This window comes from Comamonas sp. A7-5 (genome assembly GCF_039581385.1).
Classification (GTDB): Bacteria; Pseudomonadota; Gammaproteobacteria; order Burkholderiales; family Burkholderiaceae_C; genus Comamonas; species Comamonas thiooxydans.
Window position 1 is genome coordinate 321,142 of sequence record NZ_JBCPWO010000005.1, and the last position, 10,151, is coordinate 331,292.

A 10,151-nucleotide genomic window follows, 5' to 3' on the forward strand; every position below is an offset into this window, starting at 1 on the left:
ATTCAGCCCTCGATGTGAGTGGAAGAGGAGGTGCGCGATGCAGCGTGGCGGCCTTGGTGGTGCCACAGTTCAGGAGGAGTGGCAGCCAGCCAGCGACGCACAATCTCGCGGCCTACGCGCTCAGCAAAGTCGCAGGCCGTCACGTCGCCAAATTCGGCAGGGTTGGCCTGGGCGATATGCCACAGCTGCGCCAGATAACTGTCGTTGATGCCTGGCAGCTTGTCAGCGTCAATTTGAAAGGTGATGCTGGTGGTAGTCATATGGCTCAGCCCTCCAGCGCCAGCGATAGGCCGCGCAAGGCGGTCAGAGCTTGAATGGCTTTGCGGCGCGCGCCAGGGACATTGGCTGCCGGCTGGCGCAGGTAGAACACGGCCATGGACAGCGCGTTATGCGCGTCGGCATGCAATTGGATAGGGTCAGCAATGCCCATGGCGGGCGTGGATGCAGCGGCGCGGATGGCCGTGGTAGTGGACATGGTCTTGGCTCCTGAATGAGTCAAAGGAACCACGCGCTCTGTTTCTACGCAAAGCGGGTGGAGCGTGGAGGTTAGAAACACGGATTCAGCCGTGCGGGCGTCCTTACGGATAGCCCCAACCACGCCCCGTAACCATTGGACGGGTGCACACAGACGCACCAGTCCCAAGAATTTGGGCATGACAAAACCCCGCTTATCGTTGGGGGTTGCAAACGCTGAATCGAAGGTGTTTCTACGCACCGGGCCTTTCGGCTTAGCGCGATTCTGCCATGAAGCGCAGAGCGAATGGAAGGGGGTATGCATTACGCGACCCCCTTTTGATTCCCAACACTAGGTTCGGCGTAACCTCGGGTGCCGTTAATTGCAGCTGCAAGGCGATAGGCCTCAGGGGCTTTAGCGCGAAGAGCTTTGCGAGCCTTGTGAACCTCAGCACACCATTCACCAGCGCCAGCAGCGCGGGCTTCATGGATGCAATCAGCAGGTAAGCGGTACGCGGCAACCAGCGCCATGCGGCCATCAGCACAGCCGGTTGCGCGAGTCTCGGCAGCAATAGGCCAGCCGTAACGGTTGCTGAGGTAATGCACGTGGGCAGCAGCACGCATGGTGCTGGCATCGTCTAAGGTATCGGCAGCCGTCAGAACCTCTCCGGCCAGCAAGTGGGCCAAAACTTCTGCGCAGGCGCTGCTTTTTTGGCTGGGGTATGTGAGAATGCGCTTGCAACCGGCGCTCAGTTCTGCATTTTTGTGGGGCTGGGCGCTTTCTTTTTTCTGCATGCCTTACCCCTTTACCTGCGCATCACGCCAGGCCATCAACTCAGCCACGTCAAAGACAGTACAGCGGCTGGACAGCTTGCGAGGTTTGGGAAAGCCAGGGCGCTCTTTAGCCCAACGCCAGAAGGTGGAGACACCTACTCCCAACATGGCAGCCCCATCTTTGGGGCGGGCTGATTGTGTTTGTCCTGCGTGTCGCATTGTTCACTCCTTTCATCTTGCGTGATGCGATGGAGTGAACTGTTCATTCCCTGCGTTCCCTGGTGACCTCACCGGGAACTGTAGGAACTGCGGGAACTCAGGGAACGCGTTCAGAGTCAGCCAAGGGCTGCTTCTTTGATTTCTTTCCAGCGGTTCTGAAATGTTTTGAGGGAGACAGTTTGGGCCAACTCCTTGACAACCAGCGCGCCTAGATTGGCCCCCTTACCGCGCTTGAACGGTGATGATTCTCCAGCCAACTCTTCCAGCTTGTAGAACAGGTTCTTTGCAGTCGTGCACTGGTGTTCATGCATCACAGACACGATGTAGCCGGAGGAAACACTCCACCAATTGCGCTGTGCGTGCTCTCGTTCAGCCTCTTGCTCGCGTGCTTGTCGTCGTTCTTCTGCCGCCTGCATTGCTTCAACCTCTACCCTCGCAGTTTCGACTTCATCTTCGGTCAATGGTGGGGGTGGCTGATAGGTATAGCCGTTCCAGGTCACTGGCTCAGGCCGCGTGACTGGTGCAGGGGCGTCTTCTTTTTTACGAGCGCCTTCAAAGAACTTGCATAAATCACTGGCCGTCACGCAAGCGCTAGAAGTTCGCACAGACAATGGCTGTCGCGTTCGTGCATCACACATGGCGAGCATCCCCAGCGATGTGGCGTCATAAATACTTTTCTCCGTCACTACACGCTGCAAACCGTGCCACTCGCTATCCGTCTCAGGGTCATGCATAGCAGTTGCCACAAGAAGCGGGATGTCATCTAGTGGCACCAGCGCATCAGGATGGAGTCCGACGAATGCAATTGTTTCGGGGGTTCGGGTGATACGCACACTTGCACCAGACTCAGCCAGGTAGTGCATAGCGTCATCCACCAACAACATTGCGCCCTTGGTGCCTGGATGGCACTGCATGTGGGCGACGGGGTCACGCGCCACCAGTTGACCGATTTCACATGCTTGCATCAGCCCCTTGCGGAATATGTCCGCGGCCTTTTGATGTACATACCAGACTGCGTCACACTCAGCGTCTGAGGTCACCCCCTCCGGCTGAGTTCCTCCATCTGGAGCGTGGATGGCGCTTGCCAGCCTGCTGGCCAGTTCATCCAAGGACATTACATCTACAGAATGGGGGATAAATATGGCCTTGCGGCTGATAGTGGTCTGGCGCATACCCGTGATGCATCCCTGGATAGAGGTGCACCAGCAGGCGGGCAGGGTGTCCCGCTTTTCGGTTCGCGGGCCTAGCTGGTGCAGAAACTAATTTGTGACGAAGATGTGTAGCATCTGTAGCACCATAAAGACTATCAATGCTACGCCTTTAGCCCTTATAAATCATTGCTGTAGCACGCGTAACACCTGTAGCACTCAAAAATAGAAGTCGCGTGCGATTCATCTTTCACCTCAACCACTCGCAATGCACCAAGCTTGCTGGCGCTGTCGAACTGCACCCCAGTTTGCTCCAGACTCTCACGCCTTGACGCGGGCGCAGAGTATCCACGCGGCATGGCCGACATGCCTTGCCTTGGCCTTCCATACAAGCCGAGTGGAGCTCATGCCTGCTTGAAGTGGAATATCTCAGCGCCGCGCTTGAGCTGGTCCAGGTAATCGCTCCATCGCTGCATCATCTCCCGGCGCGCTGGCAGGTGGGCCGTGCGGTTGTAGGCCCGACCGTTGGCATCTTTCACCGTATGGGCAAGTTGGTGCTCTATCAGGTCCACGCGCTCGCCCAACACCTCATCCATGATTGTTCTGGCCGTGGCTCGGAAACCGTGGGCAGTCTGGGTGTCGTAGTCGTAGCCCATGGCCCTCAATGCGGCATTGATGGTGTTGGCAGACATAGGCATGTTCTTGCTGCGAATGCTGGGGAAGATGTAGCGGCCTCCTCCCGTTATCTTCTGCAGCTCGCGCAACATTGAGACGGCCTGGGTGGACAACGGAACGATGTGGTCATTTGCCATCTTCATGCGCTCTGCGGAGATACGCCACTCTGCCTTATCAAGGTCAATTTCTGCCCACTCCCCCGCACGCAGCTCGCCAGGGCGCAGAAAAACATGCGGGGCCAGTCGCATGGCAGTTGTGCAGTACGGGTGCCCCACGTACACATCCAAGTCACGTAGCAGTGCGCCCAACTTCACCGGCTCGGTGATGGCCCCGTGGTGCCCTCTCTCTGCCTTGGCATAGGCACCTTTGAGGTCTACGGTAACGTCGCGCTCTGCTAGGCCCGCCGCCACGGCGAAACGAAACACCTGCCCGCATATCTGCCCCAGCCTACGGGCGCTGTCGATAGCGCCACGGGCTTCCATCTTCCGCACCACAGCTAGCACATCGCGTGGTCTGATAGCCTCTATGGGCATATGCCCAATGAAGGGCAGAATATCTTTGTGCATCCAGTCCGACAGCTTGGTCTGCGTCCTGGGCTTGCGCTCGTTGGCTGTCTTATCCAACCACAGCATGGCCAGCTTCTCGAAAGTGCTGTGCGCCTTAGCGACCTCTGCCGCCTTGGCTTCACGCTTGGCCTGACTGGGGTCTATCCCTTCGGCCAACTCTGCCCGTGCTTCATCTCTGCGCTTTCTGGCCTGGGCCAGAGTTACTGCGGGATAGGTGCCAATGGCCAGGGTCTTCTGCTTCCCAGCGAACCTGTAGGCCATACGCCAGTACTTCCCGACCTCTTTGACGTGCAGGTACAGTCCATAGCCATCAGAGTGCTTTACGCCTGTGGGCTTACTGGGGTCGGCTTTTGCCGTTCGCACAAAGGTGTCGGTCAAGGGCATTTTGTTGGTATCTCAAATGCTGGAATTTCCAGATGCCAACAAAAATACCAACAAATTGTTGGTATGTCCATGGACCATCAGAGATAACCCAAGACGTTATCCGGTCTCATTCACAGAGAGAAGAAGACCTAAAAAGTACTTTTCGGAACAATCCGGGACAACTACAACATCCCTTTCCAAGGAAATCCATTGACTACCTCTTTCGCCTCTGCACTGACTGCCGCACATGACGCGGCCGCTTCCCAGCATTATCCGCAGGGAGCCCTGTATGTGGTGGCGACGCCGATTGGCAATCTGGCCGATATCAGCCTGCGCTCGCTGCATGTACTGCAGATCGTGGACTGCATCGCCTGCGAAGACACGCGCCACACCCAGGGCCTGCTGCGCAGCTACGGGCTGGACCGACCCGGCAACCAGTTGCTGGCCGTGCACCAGCACAACGAGGCAGAAGCCGCCCAGCAGGTGATCGAACGCCTGCAGCAAGGCCAGCGCATCGCCTATGTCAGCGATGCCGGCACTCCCGGCGTCAGCGACCCGGGCGCGCGCCTGTGCGCGGCGCTGCAGACCGAGGGTCTGCGCAGCATTCCGCTGCCAGGCGCCAGCAGCGTGACATCGGCCATCAGCGTGGCCGGCGCCGTCACTCCGGCACAGGGCGAAAGCGGTTTTGTGTTTGCCGGCTTCCTGCCCACCAAGAATGCCGAACGACTGGCCGCCGTGCAGAAGCTGGCCGACCAGCCGCGTTGCACCGTGCTGCTGGAAGCACCGCACCGCATCATCGAGCTGGCCCAGGCTCTGGCCCTGCTGGGCGAGCGTCGCGTCACGCTGGCGCGCGAGATCACCAAGCAGTTTGAAGACATCGCCAGCATGCCGGCCCACGAGCTGGCAGCCTGGCTGCAGGCCTCGCCGCAGCGCATCAAGGGCGAGTTCGCCATCGTGCTGCACCCCGTGGCAGTGCAGCAGGAATCGGGCGAGGCCGAGCGCGTGCTCAAGCTGCTGCTGGCCGAGTTGCCGACCAAGACGGCCGTGAAACTGGCCGCAGAAATCACTGGGGCCAGCCGCAACACGCTCTACGACCGGGCGCTGGAACTCAAGCGGGCCGCCGAAGAGGAATAGGTAGGTCAACCGGGCTCGGTACAAACCAGAGACGCCTGGCAAGGGCTGCCCCGCAGCCCCCGTTTGGGGAAGCCTGGTTGCGACTCAAGCGTAGGCCAGACCGGTTGCCACGCCACCAAACAGGTCGCCTTCGACCTGCGGCACATCGGGGAAAGCGACGCGCAGCGCATCGCGCAGGGTACGCAGGGCCGACGAGCCGCCGGTGAGATAGATGGCGTCTGGCGCTGCCACGCCGGCCTGGCGCACACAGTCCTGCGCACATTCGACGACCTGCAGCAGCAAGGCCTGCAACTGCTCCTGCAGAACCTCCGGGGAGATGGCCGCCGGCAGGTCTTGCTCCAGCCAGTCCAGCGCTATGGCCGAGGCCGCATGGCTTTGCGAAGCTGCAATCTTGGCCTGCTCCACCGCATCGGCCAGCCTATGGCCTTCGCGCCAATCCAGCACCTTCATCAGGCGCTGGTGCAGCTGCGGATCGCTGTAATCGCTCTTGAGGCCGCGCGCCGCAGCCAGGGCCTTGGCCGTGTATAGCCACTGGATCAGATGCCAGGTGGAGAGATCGAAGAACACGCTGCTGGGCACCTCGCGCCCGCTGGGGCCGATGTGCTTGTAGCCCAGCAACGGCATGACCTGGGCCACATTGAGGCGATGGTCGAAATCCGTGCCTCCGATATGCACGCCGGTGGTGGCCAGAATGTCCTGGGTGCGGTCGGCATGCCCGGCCTGTTGCGGGCCCAGACGCACCACCGTGAAGTCCGAGGTGCCACCGCCGATATCGACCACCAGCACCAGTTGCTCCTCGCTCAGGCGCTGCTCGTAATCCAGCGCCGCCGCAATCGGCTCCAGCTGAAAGCTGACTTCGCCCAGGCCAGCGGCGCGCGCCGCAGCGGCCAGGGCATCCTGAGCCTGACGGTCTCGCTGCGGGTGCTCGTCGACAAAATGCACGGGACGCCCCAGCACCACACGCTCGGGCAGACGACCGTCCAGCGCCTGGCGTGCCTGATCGGCCACGCGCTTGAGAAAGATCGCGATGATGTCCTGGTAGCTGACGAGCTGCTCGTGCACCGCGGTCTTTTCCAGCAACAGGCTGCTGCCCAGCAGGCTTTTGAGCGAGCGCATCAGGCGCCCTTCCTCGCCTGCCAGATACTGCTGCATGGCATCGCGGCCGAAATGCGTGCTGTGCTCTTCGGTATTGAAGAACAGCGCCGTGGGCATGCCGGTGGCAGCCCCTTCCAGAGGCAGCAAAGTTGCGGTCTTGCCAGGCAGGCGATAGGCAGCAGCAGAGTTGGAGGTTCCGAAATCGATGCCCAGAGTGGCAGGCGTGAGAGCTGTGGTCATGAAAGGCGGCGCTGCACCGCGTCGGCCCGCAAAGGCTGCCGCGGTCGCAACGAAAACGCCCACCGAAGTGGGCATGGGTGTCAGCGGGGGCGCTATTCTAGCGCCCCTGTTATTGGGCCTAGGCGGCGGCGGTTTCCAGCTCGCTGCCGGAATGCAGTGCCAGTTCAATGCGCACCCCGTGGGTGGCAACTTCGTCCAGTTCCCCTGCTACCGCCTGCTGCGGCACCGACAGCACGACCGCATAAGGTCCTTCGCCGCGAGTGGCCAGTCTTTGGGCCAGGAGGCCTGCAGCCTGTACGGGTGCCGCCAACACCAGCTCGGTGGTGCCCAGACCCAGCGATACCTGCTGCGTGCTGCCGTCGGCCGAGACCCGCAGCGCGCTGACATCCACGCCTTCGCCGAGCAATGCCCGCCAGCGCGCCAGGCTGGCCTGCAGGTCCTTCACCGCTACCTCCAGGCGCGCCACGCCGGTCACGCCATTGGGATGCACCCGGGCCTGGCCTTCGGGCACGCGCAAGGCACGCGGCGTCAGGTCGCCGCACAGAAACGGCAGATCCTGGCTGTGGGCGCGTGCATTGCGCCAGCGCAGTTGCTCTCCATCGGGACGCAGACGTCCGCCCTCATAAGGCGCTTCATAGTCCAGGCCGCGCGCCTGGGCCGCCGCCACCACGGCGCCGGTCTCGGAGGGCAGCAGCGCGAAGTCGACCAGGCCCTCGTCGTGCTGCTGCAACTGCTGCCACCAGCGTTCCTCGGGCGCGGGCGCACGCCAGGCAATGAGTTCGAAATAGGCGCCGTCGGCAAAGACCACCAAGGCATTGTGCGTGGAGCGGCCCGGGTGCTCGCCGCCGCGCAGCACGTTGAAACCCAGGGACTGGTAGTCGGCAATCGTGCGTTCCAGATCCTGGACCGCGATGACGATATGGTCGAGTGGCAGGCTCATGCAAAAGTCTTTCCAAAAGGTTCTCAGGCCGCCAGGCGCTCGGGCGCGCTGGAGTCGGTATGGCGCACCTCGGCGCGGATGGACTGGGGGTGGCGCAGCAGGTTGAGGATGGGGCAGGTTCTCTCCACGGCCTCGAACAGCGCATCGATCTCGGCGCGGCTGGCTGGCGAATCGATATGCACGGTATAGCCGATATCGTGCGGCCAGATCGGCGTCGCCTCATGGCCGGGCTTGCCGCCGCGCGGGTCGATGACGCCCGTGACCTCGACTTCGAGGCTCTCCAGCGGCACCTGGCGCTCGGCCGCCTGGATCAGAAAGATATGGGTCACGCAGGTGCCCAGCACGCCCAGTTGCAGCTCGGGCGAGCTCGGGCCGAGGTTGTAGCCCGCGAAGTCGGGCGGGCTGTCGCTGATGACCTGGTGTTCGCGGATGCGCAGACGACGCACGCCGCTGCGCCCCTCGGCACGCACGCTGGCCTTGAGCCTGGCGGCCTGGGCCGTGCCCGCCTCGATGGCGGCGCTGCGCGCCAGCACGGCCGCGCGTTTTTCGGAAAGATATTCGTTGAGATGGCTCATGAGCGGGCTTTCGATAGAGGAATGCCAGGCCATTGTTGTGAGAGCGGCGCGCCGGGCCAACAAAGGAATTCGTCTGCGCTTATGCGCTTTGCAAATATGCGGCCCCTCACCGCTTAGTTGCTTTTCGCATAACGATGCTACTCAATATATGAACACGAATATTTGGCGTCGATAGCATGAGAACCATGAATCCGGTCGGTCGCTGCGGCGATGCGTCCGGAACCTGAGTTTTCAACGCCATGCGGCGACGAGGTATGAACGTGTTTTTCCCTTCGCAGACGGATCCATCGACAAAACAGCCGGTGAACAAGCCGGCCCGACGCCGCGCCCTATGGGCCGCAGTGGCGGTACTGACGGGCAGCATGCTGCTGGCCGGCTGCTCCAGACAATCCGGCACGGCCCAGGCCGGTGCCTCGGCGGAACCGGTCCAGGGCGGCACCCTGGTCTACCTCGAACAGCAGGCACACACCAATCTCTATCCGCCTGCCGGAGGCTTCTATCCCAACGGCGGCTTGCTCAACCAGATCACGGACAAGCTGACCTACCAGGACCCCGAGACGCTGGAAATCCAGCCCTGGATCGCCGAGTCCTGGACCGTGAACGCCGATGCCACCGAGTACAGCTTCAAGCTGCGCTCCGGCGTGAGCTTCTCGGACGGATCGCCGCTGGACGCGGCCGCCGTGGCGCGCAACTTCGACACCTACGGCCTGGGCAACAAGGCTCTCAAGCAACCGGTTTCCGAGGTCATCAACAATTACGAGCGCAGCGAAGTCGTCGATCCGCTGACCGTGAAGTTCTTCTTCAAAAAGCCCTCGCCGGGCTTTCTCCAGGGCACTTCGGTGATCGGCTCGGGCCTGGTCTCGCCGGCCACGCTGGATCGTCCGTTCGAGGAGCTTGGCGATGCCACGCGCATCATAGGTTCGGGCCCCTTCGTGGTGGCCAGCGAGACCCTGGGCAAGGAGCTGGTGCTCAAGGCACGCCAGGACTACGCCTGGGGCCCCGCCAGGCTGGCCCACCAGGGCCGCGCACGCCTGGATGAAGTCAAGTTCATCGTCACACCCGAGGACAGCGTGCGCATAGGCGCACTGCTGGCCGGCCAGGCCGGCTTCATCCGCCAGGTCCAGGCCTATGACGAAAAGCGCGTGGAGCAACAGAAGTTCAGCATCTACGCGCCGTCCACGCGCGGCGTGAACAACAGCATCGCCATCCGTCCCGACAACGCCCTGGTGGCCGACCTCAAGGTGCGCCAGGCCCTGTTGCATGGCACCAATACCAAGGAGATCGTCGAAACCCTGTTCTCGCCGCGCTACCCGCAGGCACGTTCGGTGATCGCCTCCACGGCAGCCGGCTATGTGGACCTGTCGGCCAAGCTGGTCTTTGACGAGGCCAGGGCCAGTCAATTGCTCGACGAGGCCGGCTGGAGCCTGGGCGCCAACGGCCTGCGCCAGAAGAACGGTCAGGACTTCGTGCTCTCGACCTACGAATCTCTGCCTCAGCCACAGAACAAGGAAACACTGCAGCTCGTGGCCCAGCAATGGGCCAGGCTGGGCATCAAGCTCAATGTGCTGGCCGGAGACTCGGGCAGCCGCACGGTGGACACACTGGACCCCGACAAGACCGGCGTGCTGCCGGGCATGGTGGGCCGCGCCGATCCCGACGTGATCAAGAGCAATTACTACCCGAGCAACCGCAATGTGCTGCTGCAAAAAGGCGGTGTGAGCCAGAAGGTCAAGTCCTTCGAGGACGGCAAGCTCAACCGCCTGTTCGATGCCATCGCGGCCGAGACCGATGCCAACCGGCGTCTCGCGCTGACCGGCGAGGTGCAGAACTATCTGATCGATCAGGCCTATGTGATCCCGATCTTCGAGGAGCCCCAGGCCTTCGCGGGTGCGACCTGGGTGCGTGAGGTGGGCTTCGAGGCCGTGGGCCGTCCCAGCTTCTACAGCACCTGGCTGGCCAAGCGCTGAGC

At 61.9% G+C, this 10,151-nt stretch carries 11 protein-coding genes; 2 read left to right on the forward strand and 9 right to left on the reverse strand.

The annotated features are described in order from the left end of the window. Window positions 1-2: 2 nt before the first annotated feature. From AAIL67_RS11780 to AAIL67_RS11805, 6 genes are all read right to left on the reverse strand, one after another. Complete coding sequence (locus tag AAIL67_RS11780) at window positions 3-260, reverse strand: hypothetical protein (RefSeq protein ID WP_343484094.1); 258 nt, start codon at window positions 258-260, stop codon at window positions 3-5. A gap of 5 nt (window positions 261-265) precedes the next feature. Then, window positions 266-475 (reverse strand): hypothetical protein, encoded by a 210-nt coding sequence (locus AAIL67_RS11785; RefSeq protein ID WP_343484095.1) that lies wholly within the window; start codon window positions 473-475, stop codon window positions 266-268. Window positions 476-777: 302 nt separating this feature from the next. Beyond that, complete coding sequence (locus tag AAIL67_RS11790; RefSeq protein ID WP_343484096.1) at window positions 778-1,248, reverse strand: hypothetical protein; 471 nt, start codon at window positions 1,246-1,248, stop codon at window positions 778-780. 3 nt (window positions 1,249-1,251) lie between these two features. Further along, complete coding sequence (locus tag AAIL67_RS11795) at window positions 1,252-1,446, reverse strand: AlpA family phage regulatory protein (RefSeq protein ID WP_343484097.1); 195 nt, start codon at window positions 1,444-1,446, stop codon at window positions 1,252-1,254. Between the two features lie 116 nt (window positions 1,447-1,562). Further along, window positions 1,563-2,618 carry a hypothetical protein gene (locus AAIL67_RS11800; RefSeq protein ID WP_343484098.1) on the reverse strand — a complete coding sequence of 352 codons (1,056 nt, stop codon included), beginning with the start codon at window positions 2,616-2,618 and terminating at the stop codon, window positions 1,563-1,565. 380 nt (window positions 2,619-2,998) lie between these two features. Continuing rightward, window positions 2,999-4,219 (reverse strand): integrase arm-type DNA-binding domain-containing protein, encoded by a 1,221-nt coding sequence (locus AAIL67_RS11805; RefSeq protein WP_343484099.1) that lies wholly within the window; start codon window positions 4,217-4,219, stop codon window positions 2,999-3,001. A 189-nt stretch (window positions 4,220-4,408) separates the two neighbouring features. Here AAIL67_RS11805 and rsmI point away from each other — a divergent pair, with 189 nt between their 5' ends. Further along, on the forward strand, window positions 4,409-5,332 hold the full coding sequence (gene rsmI / locus AAIL67_RS11810; RefSeq protein WP_034395826.1) for a 16S rRNA (cytidine(1402)-2'-O)-methyltransferase: 924 nt from the start codon (window positions 4,409-4,411) through the stop codon (window positions 5,330-5,332). Between the two features lie 84 nt (window positions 5,333-5,416). Here rsmI and AAIL67_RS11815 read toward each other — a convergent pair whose 3' ends face one another. The 3 genes from AAIL67_RS11815 to AAIL67_RS11825 all read right to left on the reverse strand — a co-directional run bounded on the left by AAIL67_RS11815 (window position 5,417) and on the right by AAIL67_RS11825 (window position 8,215). After that, window positions 5,417-6,667: an Hsp70 family protein gene (locus AAIL67_RS11815; protein ID WP_224649107.1), complete on the reverse strand. Its 1,251-nt coding sequence runs from the start codon at window positions 6,665-6,667 to the stop codon at window positions 5,417-5,419. 118 nt (window positions 6,668-6,785) lie between these two features. Next, the gene (locus AAIL67_RS11820; RefSeq protein ID WP_343484100.1) at window positions 6,786-7,607 is read right to left on the reverse strand and encodes a VOC family protein; all 822 of its coding nucleotides are present in this window, start codon (window positions 7,605-7,607) and stop codon (window positions 6,786-6,788) included. Between the two features lie 23 nt (window positions 7,608-7,630). Then, on the reverse strand, window positions 7,631-8,215 hold the full coding sequence (locus AAIL67_RS11825; protein WP_198528600.1) for an OsmC family protein: 585 nt from the start codon (window positions 8,213-8,215) through the stop codon (window positions 7,631-7,633). A gap of 221 nt (window positions 8,216-8,436) precedes the next feature. On the opposite strand from AAIL67_RS11825, the gene AAIL67_RS11830 reads away from it, so the two are divergent. Continuing rightward, window positions 8,437-10,149, forward strand: coding sequence for a TIGR04028 family ABC transporter substrate-binding protein (locus AAIL67_RS11830; protein WP_343484101.1), 1,713 nt, complete (start codon window positions 8,437-8,439; stop codon window positions 10,147-10,149). Window positions 10,150-10,151: the final 2 nt, after the last annotated feature.

Excerpts from the sequence above, each read along its gene's own strand:
- AAIL67_RS11780 (WP_343484094.1), bottom strand. The coding sequence starts at position 260 with ATGACTACCACCAGCATCACCTTTCAAATTGACGCTGACAAGCTGCCA.
- AAIL67_RS11785 (WP_343484095.1), bottom strand. The coding sequence starts at position 475 with ATGTCCACTACCACGGCCATCCGCGCCGCTGCATCCACGCCCGCCATG.
- AAIL67_RS11790 (WP_343484096.1), bottom strand. The coding sequence starts at position 1,248 with ATGCAGAAAAAAGAAAGCGCCCAGCCCCACAAAAATGCAGAACTGAGC.
- AAIL67_RS11795 (WP_343484097.1), bottom strand. The coding sequence starts at position 1,446 with ATGCGACACGCAGGACAAACACAATCAGCCCGCCCCAAAGATGGGGCT.
- AAIL67_RS11800 (WP_343484098.1), bottom strand. The coding sequence starts at position 2,618 with ATGCGCCAGACCACTATCAGCCGCAAGGCCATATTTATCCCCCATTCT.
- AAIL67_RS11805 (WP_343484099.1), bottom strand. The coding sequence starts at position 4,219 with ATGCCCTTGACCGACACCTTTGTGCGAACGGCAAAAGCCGACCCCAGT.
- AAIL67_RS11815 (WP_224649107.1), bottom strand. The coding sequence starts at position 6,667 with ATGACCACAGCTCTCACGCCTGCCACTCTGGGCATCGATTTCGGAACC.
- AAIL67_RS11820 (WP_343484100.1), bottom strand. The coding sequence starts at position 7,607 with ATGAGCCTGCCACTCGACCATATCGTCATCGCGGTCCAGGATCTGGAA.
- AAIL67_RS11825 (WP_198528600.1), bottom strand. The coding sequence starts at position 8,215 with ATGGCCTGGCATTCCTCTATCGAAAGCCCGCTCATGAGCCATCTCAAC.
- AAIL67_RS11830 (WP_343484101.1), top strand. The coding sequence starts at position 8,437 with ATGAACGTGTTTTTCCCTTCGCAGACGGATCCATCGACAAAACAGCCG.